This window comes from Streptomyces sp. SID14515 (assembly GCF_010548505.1).
GTDB lineage: Bacteria > Actinomycetota > Actinomycetes > Streptomycetales > Streptomycetaceae > Streptomyces > Streptomyces caviscabies.
In genome coordinates this window covers 150,818-167,822 of record NZ_JAAGMH010000016.1, presented here as the reverse complement: position 1 = coordinate 167,822, position 17,005 = coordinate 150,818, and the positions used below count along the sequence as shown (strand labels likewise).

Sequence of the window (17,005 nt, the reverse complement as noted above, 5' to 3'; positions counted from 1 at the left end):
GCTTTACCTTTCCGGTCATCAGGGATGGCGGGAGCACGTGACGGCCCGCCAGGGCATAAGTGGAAGGCCAACTAGTGGGGGTGGTCGCGCGCATCCTCGTGGGGGTCCAGGTCCCCGCCCGGCTCCCCCGGCCCGAAGTAGGGGTCCTGTGCGGGCAGAAAGAGCGAGACATCGCATTCTTCGCACCCGCTGCACGGGCTGCCTTGCCGAGCTGGACATGCCATAACTTCACCTTGATTGCGTAGGGAGGCCCCGCCCACGCGCCACGGGGGGCAACGCGCGGACGGGGCCGGTATAGGGGCTACTCGGTGGGAGCGGCCGGTTCCAACACCGTGTGGCCGGTGACTCCGTACATGCCGAACGGCGGGAAGAGATCGACACGCACGGGAACGACGCCTTCGGCGCACAAGATGCACAGAAGATCGCGGGTGGGCGGCTTTCTGCCGATCCGGGCACATTGAACCGGAGCGTTCCAGCACGCCTCACACGTGACCACGTCCGTGGGCGAGCGCTCGAACCTGGCTGTGATCACTGCCCGCCCTCGCTCGGGTGCGCCCACGCCGCGTGGAAAACCACCCGCTCGATCTGCTCCATGATGTCGGAGCGGTCAGCAAGGGCCTGTTGCAGGTCGCCGCAGACTTTCTTGCACCGGGGGCAGTTGTCCGGATCGAACGGGCCTTCCTGAAGGGCCGACAGGAAGGCAACTTCGTCAGGAACCGTGTTCTCGGGAGGAGTTGCAACGGCCGGCTGCCGGTCTTCGGTTCGGGGCTCAGCCATGGGGGACCAGGTTCTCCGGCGTGTCCAACCACACCCGTTCGCCGTCCGAATCGACCGTCAGCCCGAAGCGCTCGAAGCCGGGCCGGTCGTTCCCCGCCCACCACATATACGCGCCCTCCAGCTCGTCCCAGAGGCAACGGGGGCCGGACTGGACGACTCGGTGCCGGTCCTTGCCGGGCACGTAGTCAGCAGTTGCCCAGGACGTGACGCCCGTGTCCATGAGCCACAGCCGGTACGCCTCCCCCTCCAGCTCCTCGACCTCACAGAACAAGTCGGGGACCTGCACGCCGATGGCGAACATGTGAATCCAGTCCCCGACCGCGTCGGGCGAGAGCGGCGTGTCGTAGGTGACCCCGTCCCCGGGCCACGCCCCCTCGGGCAGGAACGCCCGCCGTTGCGGCAGCTGCTTGCGCTGGGAGCTGATCCGCATGAACGCCGACGACCCGACGAACGGGCCCGACGCCGACGTATCCTCGTGGACCGTCAGCCGGGCGACGGCCTCGCCGCCGTACGTCGGCCCCCAGGGCGTCACGATGACGCCGCCCGGCTTCGTCTGCTCCCTCCAGGCCGGGGGCACGCTCCCTACCGAGCACGTGGCGATTACCCGGTCATACGGGGCCCGCTGCGGGAAGCCCTCCGCACCGTCCTGCACAAAGACCCACGGGTGCAGGCCCGCAGCGTTGAGACGCGTAATCGCATCGCGCGCCGTGGTCTCGTCCACCTCGACGGAGGTGACGAAGTCCGAGCCCAACCGGGACGCGAGGAGACCCGCGTTCCATCCCGTCCCCGTGCCGATCTCCAGAACCTCGTGCCCCTGCTGGACGTCGAGTGCAGCGAGCATGGAGAAGACCATCGTCGGCATCGAGTTGGAGCTAGTCGGGGTCCGGCCCCGGCCCTTGCCCGTGTACGTGCCGCCGTCCCACTGTGTGGTGATCGGCGCGTCACGGTAGACCGCCTCCCACCACAAGTCGGGTTGCTCGCTCTGGAGCACGCGGTCATCCTGCCGGTTCATTCCCGCTCGGCCCGGCCAGATGGCATCCGGGACGAAGAGGTGACGGGGTACCGCCTCGAAGGCGGGGAGCCAATCGCTCGTAAGTGCGCCCGACTCCAAGAGCGCGGAGGCGAGCCCGTCAGGGCCCGCCCCCTTCAGATCATGGTTGGTCACTTGCCGTCCGCAGGACGCTGACCGTCGCTGGTGTTGCCACCTTCGCTCGAACCGCCCCCGCCGTGCTTGTTGCCGGAGTTGGAATCGTCCTGCTGGCTCCCGCCCTGTCCGGAGCCGGTACCGCCGCCGTGCTTTCCACTCATGGGATTGCCCTTCCTCGTAGATGAGTTGATGGTGGTGCGACCCACCCCCGGCGCACTCGGGGCTGTCCTAAGGCCCATGATCAGCCGGGGGTGGGCGTTGAACCCGCCCGGTCGTCTCACGTCCCCACGTGGGGACGACCGGACGGGGGCTGATGTGCCCGACTCCGCCGAGTCGGGCACCCGCTATCAGGTGAGGCACCGGCCGTGATGGGTACCGGCACCTCCAGGAGGTCCCCCCGGATAGCGGTGCTTGGAACCCTGCCCGTGCCGACCGGGCAGGGAGTGGTACCCCGCTCCCCTCGCGGGATGCTTGCGAGTCGCCGTGAGGGGGGGCGGGAGCTTGAGGGGCCGTCAGGCGGCCGTGCACCGGGAGATCGTAAGAGCGATCGTGCAGGCGTAGACGACGAAGCCGAGCCAGCCGAACGCCGACAGCTCCAAGCGCTTCATGCACCCACCTGCGGGACAACGTCGCGGGCCGCGTCCAGCTCCAGCCGCCGCACCTCGGCCACGTCCTCCCACACGCGGGCGAAGTGGGAGTGCCGCGTCCGGCCGGTGTGGGACATGCAGGCATCGTTCCCGGCGTCCTGGTCCGTCGTGGGGTCCAGCGTCCAACCGCACTCAGGCGACAGACAGCGGGCCGTCATGGTCACCTCGGACTGCGGGGCCGTGCCGATGCCGTGCTGAACGAAGCGCACGACTGCGCGGAGGCTCATCGTGTCGGCCTCTCCGCATGGGGGTGCCGCGCCAACTCGACATTGCAGTCGGAAACCTTGGACTGGTCGCCGGACAGCCGAGCGGCTTCCCGCTGCTCAGTCAGGGCCTCGCAGACATCGCACCCGGGGGCCGGGGCCGGCTCGGTTTCCTGACGGACCGGCAGGTCCAGCGGAGCCGCAGGCCAGCGCAGGCCGCTGCCGCTCACGATGCCACCCCCCACACGGACCGGGTCGGGAGGCGGTCGCTCGACTGGCGGTGCGGGTGCTGCGCGATGCGCTCGCCCCGCTCCCGGACAGCCCGAGCGTCGCCCGCCTCCCGGGCAACTTCTCGTGATTCAGACTGTGCGGCGCAGATGTTGCAACCCGCCACCGCCACCGGCTCCAGGTCCGGCGTTCTCTCGACTTCCGTCGCCATCTCGCTCCGTCCCTCGCTCCGTCACGCTCATGTGACTGACCGTAAGGACTGAGGGCCGGGGCTGTCATTGGTAGTTCGGGGCCGCCCGCGCCCGAACTACCAATATCTCAAACAGCAAGGCCCACGACCTCGGCAAGGTTGCGGATTTCCGGCGACAGAGACCGCCGCCGTTCGACCACCCGCCCGAGAATGTCCCGGGCGTAACGCTGGTTCGGCAGCCACTCGGGCGAGGCGTCGTGGATGCCTTGCAGAACACCAACCGCCTCTGCGTACTTGCGGGTTGCAACGAGCGCGTCGGCCACATCCAACGCGTGGCGATTCCGGTTGTTGGTCGACGGCAGGACTCCCCCGATCGGCACTTGCTTCGCCAGGTCGAGCACCTTGTCCGGGCGTCGGCGGATCGACTCGTTCTCGGCCGACTTCAGGACGATGGTCGTGGGCCCGAAGGTCCGCATACCGTCCGCGTGGTGCGCACGCTCCGTGCCCAGCACCGACGCCGCAGCGCGGGCCAGCTTCATGGCGTCGGCGGCCTCCCCTGGCCGGTTGTCGCGGACGGCCGCAGCACTGACCCGCAACAGCATCCAGCCCCAGGCGCACAGCTCCCCCGGCGTCGCACGGGAGATCCGGCGCGGCTCCATCTCGTCGGCCCAGTGCGTTGCCAGCTCCCGCGCCTTTCCCAACTGGCCCTGCCGAAGCAGCATCCAGCATCGACTGTTGACCGTCGCACCCCACTGCGACAGATTCGACCCGTCGTCCATGGCCCTGTCTAGCGCCAGCTCGGCCACGTCGAACTGCCGCGTCTGAATCATCAGCCACCCGGCCAGTTGCAGCACCCGCACCCGGACCTCACGCCCTTCAGGGCCAAGCGCGTCAGCGTCACGGATGAGCGAGGGCAATAGCCGCGCGGTGGCGGCGAACTGGTCAGCCCTCCGCAGCGGCTCGGTGTCCCCCAGGGCCGCCGTAACCCCCTCCACGGTCGGCGGCTCCTCCAGGCCCTCGGCAATGACCGGCGGGGCCTGGATCGCCTGCCGCACACCCTCCCAGCGCTCATCGGGGGTCGTCTCCTCGTCGCCCCGGTCCCCGAGCAGGTAGCTAGTCGTTGTACGCAGGGAGCGGGCCAAGATGTGCAGGGTTTCGGCACGCGTCTCGTTCGCCCGCTCCTGCTCCAACAGTCGGATGGTGGCGACAGAGACGCCCTTGTTCTTGCCCTCCCTCGTGCTTCGGGCCAACTCCTGTTGCGTGAGCCCCCTTTGTAGGCGGAGGGTCCGCAACCTCATACCAATCGTTTGAGTCATACCCGCAGGGTACGCACCAATTGACCCAGAGAGCACGATGCGATAAGAACTCTCACCATACGGAATCCTTAGTTCTGCTAACTTCCAAACGACTCGTCCACCCAGGCGAGCCGACTTCGGCGGTACTCCTCCCCCGGCGGCCACCACTCAAGCCACCACAGCCCCACCAGGGCCCCCGTGTCGTCCCGGCGGGCCACGAACCTGTAGGCGCTCGGAAAGGCGCTCAGGGGGACGCCCAGGGCCCTGCGATAGGCAACGATCCGGTACGCGGCCAGCCGCTCATGCGTGATGAGCAGCGACCGCAGGTGCGCGACGTTCGGTACGCGCTCCCTCGTGATGGCCGGTAAGCCTTCCAGGTAGGTGAAGCCGAGCGACCACGTGTTGCCGTAGTCGCGCGATAGCTCTACCCGGATCGTGACTGCCACCATTCGAGGGGCCTACCTCGGCCAAACGGCGACCTGCCCCTAAACGCAGAAATGGCCCCCTCCCGAGTGATCCGGGAAGGGGCCGAACGGAGCACCGCTGGACGTCCAGCGGTGCACTCCGGTCGCCATGGCCAGGCCCCCGCAGGGCCCGACCAAAGCGACCGGGGTACTACTTGCGATAGGTCGAGTGGTCCAGCTCGATGACCTCGTCGGCGTCGATGCTGTAGATGGCGAGCTGTCCCCACTGGAACCCGAGGTGAACCGCATCCCCGGCGTCCATGACGTTGACGCTGATGTCCAGGTACACCGAGTCACCGTCGACCCAGGCCCCGAAGTAGGCGCGGCCGTCGCGCGTCACCTTCTCGGCGTGGTCGGCCACGTAGAGGGCGACGTCGGAGGCGCAGAAGTAGTGGAGCGGGATCACGCGCTCGGTGCCGGGCAGGCTCACCATGTGGCCAGCGGCCGGAGCAGTCTTGCCCGGGGCCCAGGTCTGGCCACCCTCCGCGACGATGTCGGCGGCGATGTCGCGGGCGGTGGCGGTCTGCATCATTTCGGGTGGCTCCCTCTCGTTCGGTGTGCGCCGTTCGGCGTGGTCACACATTAGACACAAGCAGCGTTGGACGTCCAACGCTGCACCGGTGACGCTTGTCACCAAACAGACGAAGGGCCCGCCTCCCCATCGGGGAAACGGGCCCTGGCCTGCGGATTCTCTACTTGACTAGTTCGGTCTTGACGATGCCTGCCTCCGGCTTCATCGGCCTGACCGTGAGCGGGGAGCTGTACGCCTCGGCGGCTGACCGGGCCAGCGCCGCACTGGTGTGGAACGAGACGATGACCCACTTGTCAGCCATCCGGTACCGCTCCTCCCGGACGATCCAGCGATAGAGGGAGTCCTCCCCTGCGTCCTCGGCGGCCACGTTGGTTACCTGGTACGTCACGGGGCGTCCGGATGCCTCGGCTTCCTTCCGCAGTTCCTCGGCGGCATCCTCGGCGGCTCGCTTCGCCTGCTTCCATTCGACGGTCTCCCTGCGGGGAACCTTCCGCACCGGCTCCTCTGTCGCCCACACGATGACCGACCAGGACTCGACCTTGCGGGCCTCCACCGCGTACGGGTATTCGCGCTCGGTGCGCCGCAAGGTCACGTCGCCCGTGCGACTCACAGCCCGATAGGTCCGCCTGGCCATCTCTCAACCCTTCGCCATCCGCAGTGACCTGCGGAACGGTAGTGCGACATGGGCAACGTTGGCCGTCCAGCGGTGCCCCTGTCAGGGTGTCACGTCTCGCGGTCGTCGTCCTCCCCGGAGAGGAAGCGTGCCAGCTCGACCACCGCCCGTTGGCCGTACTGCGATTCGCCCTGGGACAGCAGCTCTCGCGCCCGGATGTAGGCCCGCTCACGGTCGACGGTGCCGGGCTGCGGGAGCATCGCGTCACCGAAGGTCACCGGGGGCGGCACGGTGACCGGGTCCGAACTCCCCTCACTCTCGGTGGTGTTGGCGTCCGCTCCCTGAGCCGGCGGGTACGTGTAGCCCACGGGCGGCGTCGGGTTCGCGGCGAGGGCGTCGTCAAGGGTCTCCCGCTGCGGTACCTCGGCAGGCTCCGCAGGGGCGAGGGCCTGGCAGCCTCCCGCCAACTCTGCGACATCGCGGGCCAGTCGGGCGGTGTCCTGTCCGTTCAGGAAGACGAAGGCGTTGGCGCCACCGTCGGTGATGCGGAACCGGAGGCCGCCGTCAGGCTCGGCGGACACGTAAAGGGTGTCCCCGGGGGCGTCGGCACAGGAATAGGCGTACTCGGTCGACAAGTTCGGTGTTCTCCTTGCTGCGGGGGTCAGTGGGTCAGCGGAAGTACGGGTAGGCGCGGAAGCCGTACATCTCGCGCTGGACGCGGGCCCGCGCCTCGCGCTCGGCCTGCGCCTTCTTCTCCTTGGCCGTGGTCTCCGCCTTGTTCAGCTCCTCGGCCTTGGCCGCCAGGTACTTGGACAGGTCCCGGAGCTGAGGCACGTTCAGCCGCGCGCCGCCGCCGTTCGGCCCGGCCGCGACGAGCCGCAGCGTGTACGCCTCGCGGTCGGTGTGGACCGCCGTGACGCTGCCACGGTCGGTGGCAAGGACGGCCTTGGTCTCGGTCTTCTCCTGCATGGTGTTCTCTCCCTTGGTGGTGCCGGTCCTCGCCATGCGCGGCGGGATGATCGGCGTGATGGTGTCGGTGTCGTCCTGCTCGACCGTGACGGTTCGGCGTGCGCCCTCGTACGGGCTGAACTCGGTCTCGATCTCGGTCACCCGGCCCGTGACGGTCGCCCGCTGACCGGGCGTCATGCGCAGCGTGCTAGGCATAGGTGGCTTCCTCGTCGTCCTCGATCGGGTCCGCTTCTCTCCAGACGTCCCACTGCGGGCCGTCCAGGACGGAGGCCCCGGCCAGCGCCGCATCCTCCGGGGTCAGGTACCGGCTCATTTCTCGGCCTCCGTGCGCACGAGGCCGGACAGGACGTCGGGCACGTGCGTGCCTGCCGGGGCGGTCGAGTCGTGCTCGGTGCGGGGCTCGTGCCTGCGGGCGGGGCGGTCGCGGTGGATGCGCCGGGTTGCTGCCATGGGGTCTCTCCTCGACTTGCCGTCTGTCCTGGTCAGTTCGCGAACTCGGCGCGTATCTCCGCGACCTTCTTGTTCAGCCGCTGCGCCGTCTTCTTGACCGTGTTCTGTGCCTTGCCGGTCGCCTCCGCGACCTTGGCGGCCGACACCCGGCCCGCCGCCGTGAAGCCGCCTTCTATTCGCGCCGCCGCTTCCAGCACCTCGCGCTCTGCGGGGGTGAAGCGGTCGAGTACGAGGGGCGCGTCGTAGCGCGCGGCCTGCCGTTCGTGGTGCAGCTCCTCGCGGTCGACTACCGCCCCGGTCTCCGACCAGGCGGCCCCCTTGCCCTGGCCCTGCGGCACGTGGCGGACGAACTCCCCCGTGGAATCGGGGCGTTCGTAGGGTTGGCCGGCTCCGCGGAGGGACACCTCGTAGGCCCGGCCGTCCCAGGTGCGCGGCGGGGTCTTCTCGGACTTCTGCGCGCCCTTGCCGGTCGTGCTGACGCCCCGGACCTTGACCGCGTCGCGGGACAGTTCCAGCGGGTTGAACCGCAACGAGGGCTGAAGCTCTCCCCCGTTCTGCTCGGCCCACGCGTCGGGCGTCATCTCGTCCGATGCGTCCAGCGCCGACGCCTCGCGCTCCGTGTCCCCGCCCGCGTTGATGTACGAGGGGCCCTCGAAGGCCGCGCGGACCGTCTCCGCGTACTCCGGCGACATCCGCTTGTTGTCGTCCCGGGTGGTCATCTCGGTGACGGCCGCTTCGTGGCTGCCCGCGTTGCGGCGGAGCGCTCCGGCGTACCGGCCCGCAGCGTCGACCGCCACGCCGGGCGCGGCCTCGGCCATGGCCTGCGCCTGTGCGTCGAGCTTGGCCGTCTGGATGGCGTACGAGGTGAACTCGGCGCTGTTGTCCGCCTCTACGTCCCACGTCGTCACCGCCGACCACACAGCCGCGCGGGCCGTCTGGCGGAGGTCGTCGGCCGATGCCGCGCCGGAGCCTCGCGTGTCCCCGCCCGGGACCTTGAACACCTTGTCCCAGGCAATCGCCAGGGCGGCCCCCTCCAGGGCCAGCATCACCGCCCCGGCGGCGAGCGACTGCGCTTCCGACGCGACGAGGCGGTGTGTGATCTCACGCCCCATCACGCGCTCGATGTCCGCCCGCAGTGCGGCGAGATCGTCGGTCGCCCCCGTCTGCGCGGTGACGATCAGGCGGTCGGAAACGGTGGCGTGCATGTGAAGTTTGCTCCTCGTTCGGTGGCTCAAACGGGTTGAGTGGGGAGGGGGGTACACCCCGGCCCGAACCGAAAAAGGGCAGGTCAAAGCCCCCGAACGGCGGGTGAGCCGGGCGGGGGCATGGCTGAAAAACCCCTGCGCCTACGCGGGCACAGGGGTGTTAAAGGAAGGGGCCCTGCGCGCTAGAAAGCGACAGGGCCCGGGGAGCCGACACAGCGGGCGAAAACCCCGCCGTCGGTCTCTCGCTCCTGCGCGGCGGCAAGGAGTGCAGCGCGCGCGGTTGCGCGCCGCGAGACGGAGCGGAGGAGGAAGCGGACGCACGCCAGCATGGACGCGCGGGCACATCGCACCAGGGACTCAGCGACGCGGTACATACCCGCGACGAGAGACCCCGGGGCGACGCTGAACGCCAGCTCGGTGGCGGTCAACGCCCGTTCGGACATGGAGGTGGCGGAGCGTCGGCGCAGGCGGGCAAGAAGCCTCACGGTGCGCTCTCGCGCCGTCGCGAAGGATTTGCCGTGCGAAAAGCGCAGCACCGCAGACCCTCCCCCGCATGTTCGGAATTTTCCCGCCTTTTGCGGCGGCAGGCATATTTTTATGTTTCGCCCCATCAAGATCGCAACTGCCCGTTACCTACCGATGAGTCACTAGACGTCCGGAGGAGTGGTTGTCATCCCGGAGGATGAAAACGCGGACCGGCGAGGCCCGCGCCGTTATGTGTGACGCACCGTTGGACGCCAACGGTGCCCGAGCCGGCTGGCACCTAGTGGACCTGCGAGCGCAGGTCGACGGCGCGCGAGAGATACCGGCCCGCGCGCTCCAGGACCGCCGGGCAGTCCCCGAGCAGCCCCAGGGCGGCGTTGCACTCGGAGTGCAGCAGGCCCCGGACATAGCCCGTCACGTGGTCGTGGTCGACCACGAGCCGGACCCCCTTCGGGGCCCGCTCACCGCAGACGAGACAGCGCCAGCGCTGCGCCGCGCCCATGCGCCGGTACTCCTCGCCGGTGATGCCGTACGCGGCCCAGAGACGCCGCTCACGCTCCCGCGCGGGGTCACGGGTGGTCTTCCTCCGGATGCCCGTACAGACCCGGCAGCGGGCCGTACGGCCGTCCGCGCTCCGCGCGTGCCGGGGGTACCGGGCGAGCGGTAGGACGTCCTTGCAGTCGGGGCAGCGCTTCACGGCCATGCCCGCTCCCCCTCATCCTCGGTAGGCCCACTCGTCGGGCAGTCCGTAGCCATCGGCCCACGAGGGCCCCGTGACCTCACAGTCGGTGTCCAGCGGCACCCCCAGGAGGTCCATACGCATGGCGTCGGCGCACGCCTTGGCGATGTCCTGCGCCTCATCCTTGGGGGCCGTGCCGACCACCTCGTCATGAATCCAGCCGGTCAGGTAGGGAGTCAGACCCCGGTCGTCCATCTCGATCAGCGCCCGTCCCATCGTGTCGCGTGCCGTCGACTGGCAGGCGTACGCAACGACCTTGTACAGGCGGTCTCGGTCCAGGTGGAGCCTGCGGCCGGTGACGGTCGTCAACACCGCCCGGTCGCTCATGGCTTCGCGCTGCAACGCCCGCGCCCATCGCTTGATACCGGGGAAGGCGCGGTTGTAGCGCGAGAGCGTGTCGCGCATGACCTCGACGTCCTGGCCGGTCTGCTTGGCCAGCGTCACGGCTCCGCCCTGGTAGGCCGTGCCGAGTCCCGCGATCTTCGCCAGCGTTCGTTGTCCGCCGGAATAGCCCTCCCCGAACATCATCGTTGCGGCGAATCCGTGCAGGTCCTTCCCCGCAGCGATGGCGGCCTTCATCTTGGATTCGCCCGACAGGGCGGCCAACACCCGCAGTTCAACCGCCGCCTGGTCGACGGAGAAATAGACCTCCCCGGGGTCGGCCACGACGCACCGCCGGATCGTCCAGCCCTTGGAGGGGAGTTGCTGAAGGGGCGGGTGGGAGACCGACGCGCGGCCGGTCTGCGCACCCAGCGGGTTCAGGTCCGGGTGGACCCGGTCGGCTGCGTCGCGGTTCGCCAGCATGGCTTGCGCGTACGAGGTCGACCACTTGCCCGCCCGCTTCGCCCGCAGCACAGAGTCAGCCAAGGCGTTCGGCTTGCGCACGTTGAGCCGCTGCCAATCCGTGCTCAGGTCGGCCATGGGCAGAAGGACGTCCTTGCCGACCGACAGCTCCCCGCCCGCCGTGCGCTCCGTCCACTCCTCCCCCATGCCTAGCAGCGCTTCGGCAACCTGCTTGGGGCTGTTGACGGAGCCGACGCCGTACCGGGCCGCCACCGTCTCGAAGGTGGCTTTCTCCTCGGCCAGCCGTCCGACGAGGCCGCGTGTGTACACCGGGTCGATGCGCATACCGCGCCGCCGGATCTTCGCGCAGACCTCCGCGAGACGGTGCTCGTACGGGATGAGGGCCTTACGGCCGCCCTCGGCCTCGAAGCGCTCCAGCAGGCGGGGCAGCAGCCGTACACAGAGCACGGGGTCAAGAGCCGCGTACCTGAGATAGGACTCGTTCCGCCAGTCGATCAGGGCCCACCCGGTCGACTTGTTGCCCCCGGCCTTCCTGAACTCCGCCTGTAGCGCCCGCTGCGGGTCCTCGACGGACGGGTCGACGTAGTGCGCCGCAAGGGGTTTGAGCGACAGCCCGACGCCGCCCTCAAAGTCCTGCCGGGAGTCCACGAGGTGGGCGATGATCCGCGTATCGGTGATCTTCGGCATGTGCTCTTCCAGCGCCACACCGAGGCGCGCGTCAGCGGCCAGCGCGTCGAAGGTGCCGTTCTGGTAGACGAGGTTCGGCAGGGTCCGCAGCGCCCACGCCACGGCCGCCGCGAACTGCGGGCCCAACTCGACCGGGACGACCCAGGATTCCCACTCGGTAGCGAACTGCCACAGCCGGATGCGGAAGCCGGACGCGTACCAGTCGAGCCCTGTCGTCTCCGAGTCGGAGCCGATGGGGCGACCGGTCGACGCCACGTCGATGACCCACCGTCTGAACGCCGCCAAGTCGGCCGGCTCTTGGCATATGTGGTACTCAACTCGGCCTCCGGCCAACGGAGTCGATCGGTGCAGCATGTGTTCCCCTCACGCAAAAGAGGGCCACCGCTGGATGTCCAACGGTGGCCCTCTCGCGGTCGTGCTGTTAGTGGTCGCCCCCGAAGATCCCGGGGCCCGCCTTGGCTTCCGGCGCGTTGCAGTCCCGCAGGTTCTTGAACCCGCGCTTGCCGTTGCGCGCCGTCTCCATCACGCCGGGAAATGTCCGCGTCGCGTCATAGAACTTGTTGCGGGTCATGGGGTGCCTGATGCCGCACTCCTCAACCCACGACCGGTACCGGTCCCACGTCTCCGTCTTGGAGACGAACCCGCCCTCGGCCACCTCGTACTCCTCACCGATGAATCCCGAGAGCGGGTGCGAGGCGTCGCGGTAGTGGGCGGTCCGCTTCTCGACGGCCGACGGGAACTCAAGGCCCTTGCCGGACTCGTACTTGGCGAACCACCGGACGGCCCCGGCGACGGCCCAGGCCGCGACCCCCTCGCGCTCCCGCTTCAAGGTCGACTGAAGGTGCCGATCCTCTCGGCCCCGGAAGTCCTGTTCCCAGGGGACGACCCGCACGCGCTGCCAGAGGGCCGCGTCCGTCGCGTCGACGTCGGGCACGTAATTCGTGTCGACCTGCACCAGGCAGGAGGGCCGGAACGTGATCTCGTTCCGGGCGTAGACGCCCCGAGCGCTGATCGTCTGATCGCCGGTCACGGACTTCATGAGGGCCTGATCGAGCGGCATATGGGCGGGCCACTCCGAGGAGATCACCAGGCGCTTGCCGCGCAGGCCGACCACGTCGGCCCGGGGGCCGCCCGACTCCCGGCGACGCTGGAACAGTGCCGCGTCGACCCGGTGGGCCGCAGCGCCGAACACGTCTTCCAGCGTCGCCGTGAAAGTGGTTTTCCCGTTGGTCGTCGGACCGACGTGCATCACGAAACAGCGCTCGACCGACAGACCCGACAGGCCGTAGCCGATCAGCTCTTGCAGAAACCCCGGGGTGCTCTCGCTGTCCGGGTGGCACTCCTGGAGGAACCGTTCCCAACGAGGGGCCCGCGCCCCGGGCTTGAAGTCCACGTCCACGTAGAACGTGTTCATGTCCTCCGGGTCGTGCGGGGTCAGCTCCCCCGTCCGCAGGCTCACCATCCCGTTGCGGAATGCGATCTGGTCCGGGGTGGCGTCGAACTGGTCCACCGTCGCGTACACACCGGGGATGGACGAGAGCATGTCGACCATGCCCCGGACCTTCTGTGCGTCCTGGGAGCGCTGAACCCACTTGCTGTGGGCGTCCGGGTTGGGGTGTCCGGTCTCCTCGCCCATGGCGCGGATGACCGCGCGGACGTCCGCGTACAGGGCTTCCGTGGGGATCTGTTCCCACTTCCTGCCCTGCCACCGGAAGACGCCAGCGCCCGACACCATGCGGACGTGTCCGCCCAGCCGGTTGAACAGCCGCTGTGCGTTGCCCAGGTCCGTCAGCGGAAGCAGGGCACTGCCGGACGTCCCACGGTGCGTCACCTCCTCGGCCGGCTCATCCGCCTTGACCAACTCCGCCCGCCTTACGGCATGGTGGAACGCCCCGGCGAAATCCGTTGGCGCCTCTGCCCGCCAGTCCGTGAGGTCCATCCCGGGCGGGATACCGGCCAGTCGACGCACCATCACGCCTTCACGGACGAGGGCCTTGGCCAGTTCCTCCGTGAACGCTTCTCCGGCCTTGTCGCGGTCCCCGGCGAGGACGACGTCAGTGTCACCCAGGCCCGCCGCTATCTCGCGGATTAGTTCCGCGTTCCGCGCGAGGCCCGCGCCGCGCACGGCGATCACGTTGTATCCCTGCGCCCACGCCGTCAGTCCGTCGCTCGGGCCCTCGGTGATGACCCAGGTGTCGAACCCTGAATCGTTGCGCAGTACGCCGTACTTGGCCCACGTCCCGCCGTCGTTCGACAGGGACACCCACCGGACCGGGCACCGGCCGGAGAGGTCCCGGCCTTGCGCGCCTCGGGCGACGCCGTCGAACCCGAAGAAGGGGACGACCATGCGCGGGTAGCGGGCGAAGGTGTCCGACACGAACTCGGGATATTCCGCGGAGGGCTCCCATGACCCCACCTCAAGGTCCTGCACCTGGCGGGAGTTGAGGCCGAACCGTTCGGCCGCGTAGTCGTACACGGTGGCGTCGAGTCCGGCGAGCCGGTCGTCAAGCCACATGCGGAGTGCGGCTATCTTGCCCGCGTCCACGGGGACGGGGCGGGCCGCCGAGACGGTCAGCCCCTCCCCCGTCGCGTCGAACAGGTCCGAGAACGTCAGCCCGGCCCCCGTGAGGACGTCGGCCGTGCGGCAGTTGGCGCGGCACGTCATCCGCACCTTGTTGTCCTCACCGCGCCAAATCCGCAGTGAGGGGCGGGTGTCGGGGTGTCCCGCGCACTTCGCGACGTATCCGCCGTCTGCGTGCTCCGCCACGTCCTCAAACCGCGCAAGGATGCTGCGGAACTCCATCTCTCTCCTACTCTCCGGGGTCCTCGACCCCCAGCAGCCGGGCGCGCACCCGGCGGAATGTGCGGATGCTCAGCACGGCGTAGCCGTCGCCAACGCCCTTACGGGGGCGCTTGACCAGCGCCACGCCGAAGGGCATGTCCGCGTTCTCTGCCTCTCGTTCGGCCTGCTCCACGAACCCCGCCAGGTCGTACGCCTTGACCGCCTTGCACTCGCCGGTGAAGGGGTAGGCGTCGAGATCCCCGATGTCGTTGACGCCGGTCTGTGCGTTGCGGGAAACCTTGAACTGCCGCTCGACGGACAGCGGGAGACCGTCATTCAGGTAGTCACGACAGGCGGACTCCCACGCCGTGCCCTTCGCCTTGGCCGGGTTAGCCATCGACATCAACCGCCGTCCAGTGGACCCAGGCGCCACGCATCGACGCCGCCCCGGCGGCCTCCCAGAGCCTCGGAAAATCGGGCCGGCTGCGGGCACTTGGCCGGAACACCAGCACGTCACCGGCCGCCATTCGGCGGACATCGCCCAGGGCCGGGGCCTGGTCCTCGTTCACCACCCGGATCACTGAACGTGCGTCCAGGACGTGCGGCGGGCAATGTGCCGGGCGGCGCGTGCGGAGATCCCGAACGACGCCGCCAGCGGGGTAAGTCGGGCCCCGGCGTCGGCAGCCTGCCGGATCGCCCGCACCTTGTCCTCATTGAGCTTGGCCGCGCTGTTGCCGGTCCCGGTCGACGGGTGGACCTCGGCCGCCCGGTCGAAGTCGTCGCAGATCCGCGACAGCTCCTCGTACGACAGGGCCTCGGGCACCCGGAACGGGTGGCGCATGATCTCTTCTGCGGAACGCACTTCTGACTCTCTCTCTGCTGGACGTCCAACACTGGCCGGGGGCCCGTCACGCTGACGGGCCCCCAACTCGGCCTAGAACGGGACGTCGTCCCACGGCGACGCGTCGTTGATGACCGCGTCGATGTCGGCGGGGACCTTGCCGTGCACGTCAATCACGGGCTTGCGGTAGGCCACATCAACGCCCGCCTTCGTGGTGAACTCGACCAGCTCCAGGCGGAGCGTGCACAGCGCCGGACCGCCGACCCGTTCGAGCGCGTTCTCTACCTCGTGCAGCACCTTGACCAGCTCCCAGGAGCCGGACACGAACTTGAACTTCCCCAGGGTCGGATCGTCCGCAAGGCGGAACTTCAGCTCGATGGAAGGAGCCGGGCCCCGGCCGGACTTGGCCGCCGCCTTGCGGTCGGCCAGCAGCTTCGGGCAGCCGCACGGGGTGCCCTTGTCCTCGTCGGGCGAGAGGTACACAGCGCCGTCGCACTCGTGGATCGGACCCTGACGGCCCCACAGGACCATGCGGGCCCGGATGGACTCGACGCCGTCAATGACGACCTTCACGGCGTCCTTGTCCGTGAGGATTTCGAGGCCGTCCTCTCCGGCCGTCTCCCACTCCTCGGACGTGCCGCCCATCAGGGCGGTGATCGCCTTGGCGGTGTCCGGATCACCCGTCGTCACGCGCCACTCGGAGAGCGATTCCGGGCGGTTGCCGATCATGCGCCCGCTGCGGAAGCGGCCCACGGTGTCAGCGACGAAACGGGGGCGGGGCTTCGCGTCGGGGTCGGTGTCGAAAATGGCAAGGCTGCGGGACAAGCTGAATATCTCCTGCGCTGATCTGTGAAAGGGGGGTGAGACGCAAGAGGCGGGCCGCTCGCAGCGATCCCCGCCCCTCCGTCGTAGGTGTTGAGTGGGGGCGGGGGTACAGGCCCTCAGCGCCGCGCAGCGGTCGTCAGCATGACGAACAGCGACACGTACAAGACCACCCATGTCAGCGTCACTTGGCGCGCCGCTGCGTGCCGGTGACGAGGGAGGTACCGCCGGACATGACCGGCTTCCCAATGACCTCCTTGGAGGTCTCCCGGTCCCAATCGAACGTCTTGCGCAGCGCGAGGAACTGCGCGAAAACTCTGTCGGACACCTCGACCGGCTTCAGCGCCCACTGCTCCGCAGTGACATGGAGAACCGCGCCCGCGTCGCACTTCGGCATCTCGTGCCGGTTGCCGTCCGCGTCCAGGATCACGTCTGCGTACGCGTACGCGGTCGCCTGGAGGGACACGTCGGCATAAGTGGCCTTGCTCGTCTTGTAGTCGAGCATGACGACCTCTCCGCCGATCTTCGCGATGGCGTCGAACGACCCCGCATAGTTGTGCTTCTCGCTCCACGCGACGTCTTCCATGCGGATGAACTCCGGCTGCGCCTGGTCCAGGAACTCCGCGAAATGCGCCCGGTAGGGCTCAAGGTCCGGGTGCACGCGGCGGACCACCTCACCCCGCGCCATGCGCTCGAACAGGTCGTGCGCCTCGGACCCGACGTCCGCCCGCTGCTTGGTGTACCGGCGGGCAGCGCCCTTGACGAAGTCGATCGCGCCTTGCCGGTCGTTCATCGCCAGACCGACGAGGGAGGCGATGTTGTCGACCGCGCATTCGGCCGCCATCTTGGCCGACCAGAACTGTAGGAACGGCTTCGGTCCCATGCTGATGATGCTGGTCACGCCCGGGGCCTTGACGCCTGTCTCGGGCTCGACGTAGAAGCGGGAGCCGCCCCTCATGATGGTGTTGACGCTCGACACGCTTCTCTCCCTCCGCGCCCCGTCTCCGGGGCCGCTGATCGCTTGCGAAGGGGTTCAGTGGGGGCAGGGGTACACGCTGGCCGGGTGCGAGAAAGTCGCACTGCGTCTCTTCTTCTCCCAACCGCACAGAGGAAAGAAGGGCTGTAGT

The 17,005-nt window shown here is 68.9% G+C and carries 21 protein-coding genes; all 21 read right to left on the bottom strand.

The window, feature by feature from the left end:
- Positions 1-301 precede the first annotated feature (301 nt).
- The 21 genes from G3I54_RS39245 to G3I54_RS02830 all read right to left on the bottom strand — a co-directional run bounded on the left by G3I54_RS39245 (position 302) and on the right by G3I54_RS02830 (position 16,857).
- Complete coding sequence (locus tag G3I54_RS39245; protein WP_343240257.1) at positions 302-532, bottom strand: hypothetical protein; 231 nt, start codon at positions 530-532, stop codon at positions 302-304.
- Positions 529-777, bottom strand: a complete 249-nt coding sequence (locus G3I54_RS02915; protein ID WP_164610744.1) for a hypothetical protein — start codon at positions 775-777, stop codon at positions 529-531. The genes G3I54_RS39245 and G3I54_RS02915 overlap by 4 nt, the downstream gene beginning before the upstream one ends.
- Positions 770-1,768 carry a methyltransferase domain-containing protein gene (locus G3I54_RS02910; protein WP_343240256.1) on the bottom strand — a complete coding sequence of 333 codons (999 nt, stop codon included), beginning with the start codon at positions 1,766-1,768 and terminating at the stop codon, positions 770-772. The genes G3I54_RS02915 and G3I54_RS02910 overlap by 8 nt, the downstream gene beginning before the upstream one ends.
- A gap of 170 nt (positions 1,769-1,938) precedes the next feature.
- Positions 1,939-2,085, bottom strand: a complete 147-nt coding sequence (locus G3I54_RS38830) for a hypothetical protein (RefSeq protein ID WP_203685425.1) — start codon at positions 2,083-2,085, stop codon at positions 1,939-1,941.
- A 443-nt stretch (positions 2,086-2,528) separates the two neighbouring features.
- A complete protein-coding gene (locus tag G3I54_RS02905) occupies positions 2,529-2,798 on the bottom strand; it encodes a hypothetical protein (RefSeq protein ID WP_203685424.1) in 270 nt (89 codons plus the stop codon).
- A gap of 522 nt (positions 2,799-3,320) precedes the next feature.
- Positions 3,321-4,382, bottom strand: coding sequence for a transcriptional regulator (locus G3I54_RS02900; protein ID WP_343240255.1), 1,062 nt, complete (start codon positions 4,380-4,382; stop codon positions 3,321-3,323).
- A gap of 203 nt (positions 4,383-4,585) precedes the next feature.
- A complete protein-coding gene (locus G3I54_RS02895) occupies positions 4,586-4,936 on the bottom strand; it encodes a hypothetical protein (RefSeq protein ID WP_164610740.1) in 351 nt (116 codons plus the stop codon).
- A gap of 166 nt (positions 4,937-5,102) precedes the next feature.
- The gene (locus G3I54_RS02890; protein ID WP_164610738.1) at positions 5,103-5,483 is read right to left on the bottom strand and encodes a hypothetical protein; all 381 of its coding nucleotides are present in this window, start codon (positions 5,481-5,483) and stop codon (positions 5,103-5,105) included.
- Between the two features lie 160 nt (positions 5,484-5,643).
- On the bottom strand, positions 5,644-6,093 hold the full coding sequence (locus G3I54_RS02885) for a hypothetical protein (protein ID WP_164610736.1): 450 nt from the start codon (positions 6,091-6,093) through the stop codon (positions 5,644-5,646).
- 113 nt (positions 6,094-6,206) lie between these two features.
- Entirely contained in the window at positions 6,207-6,731 is a 525-nt protein-coding gene (locus G3I54_RS02880) for a hypothetical protein (protein WP_164610734.1), read from the bottom strand.
- A gap of 34 nt (positions 6,732-6,765) precedes the next feature.
- Positions 6,766-7,260 carry a hypothetical protein gene (locus tag G3I54_RS02875; protein ID WP_164610732.1) on the bottom strand — a complete coding sequence of 165 codons (495 nt, stop codon included), beginning with the start codon at positions 7,258-7,260 and terminating at the stop codon, positions 6,766-6,768.
- On the bottom strand, positions 7,253-7,378 hold the full coding sequence (locus tag G3I54_RS39960; protein WP_275407905.1) for a hypothetical protein: 126 nt from the start codon (positions 7,376-7,378) through the stop codon (positions 7,253-7,255). Before G3I54_RS39960 ends, G3I54_RS02875 begins: the two co-directional genes overlap by 8 nt.
- On the bottom strand, positions 7,375-7,515 hold the full coding sequence (locus G3I54_RS02870; RefSeq protein ID WP_164610731.1) for a hypothetical protein: 141 nt from the start codon (positions 7,513-7,515) through the stop codon (positions 7,375-7,377). The genes G3I54_RS39960 and G3I54_RS02870 overlap by 4 nt, the downstream gene beginning before the upstream one ends.
- Before the next feature lie 32 nt (positions 7,516-7,547).
- A complete protein-coding gene (locus tag G3I54_RS02865) occupies positions 7,548-8,720 on the bottom strand; it encodes a hypothetical protein (protein WP_164610729.1) in 1,173 nt (390 codons plus the stop codon).
- 763 nt (positions 8,721-9,483) lie between these two features.
- Entirely contained in the window at positions 9,484-9,906 is a 423-nt protein-coding gene (locus G3I54_RS02860; protein WP_164610727.1) for an endonuclease VII domain-containing protein, read from the bottom strand.
- Between the two features lie 12 nt (positions 9,907-9,918).
- Positions 9,919-11,718 carry a DNA polymerase gene (locus G3I54_RS02855; protein ID WP_164610725.1) on the bottom strand — a complete coding sequence of 600 codons (1,800 nt, stop codon included), beginning with the start codon at positions 11,716-11,718 and terminating at the stop codon, positions 9,919-9,921.
- Between the two features lie 136 nt (positions 11,719-11,854).
- The gene (locus G3I54_RS02850; protein ID WP_343240254.1) at positions 11,855-14,200 is read right to left on the bottom strand and encodes a phage/plasmid primase, P4 family; all 2,346 of its coding nucleotides are present in this window, start codon (positions 14,198-14,200) and stop codon (positions 11,855-11,857) included.
- Between the two features lie 43 nt (positions 14,201-14,243).
- Positions 14,244-14,612: a hypothetical protein gene (locus tag G3I54_RS02845; RefSeq protein WP_164610720.1), complete on the bottom strand. Its 369-nt coding sequence runs from the start codon at positions 14,610-14,612 to the stop codon at positions 14,244-14,246.
- Between the two features lie 180 nt (positions 14,613-14,792).
- The gene (locus G3I54_RS02840) at positions 14,793-15,077 is read right to left on the bottom strand and encodes a hypothetical protein (RefSeq protein ID WP_164610718.1); all 285 of its coding nucleotides are present in this window, start codon (positions 15,075-15,077) and stop codon (positions 14,793-14,795) included.
- A 72-nt stretch (positions 15,078-15,149) separates the two neighbouring features.
- Positions 15,150-15,881 (bottom strand): hypothetical protein, encoded by a 732-nt coding sequence (locus G3I54_RS02835; protein WP_164610716.1) that lies wholly within the window; start codon positions 15,879-15,881, stop codon positions 15,150-15,152.
- Positions 15,882-16,062: 181 nt separating this feature from the next.
- On the bottom strand, positions 16,063-16,857 hold the full coding sequence (locus G3I54_RS02830) for a hypothetical protein (protein ID WP_164610714.1): 795 nt from the start codon (positions 16,855-16,857) through the stop codon (positions 16,063-16,065).
- Positions 16,858-17,005 lie beyond the last annotated feature (148 nt).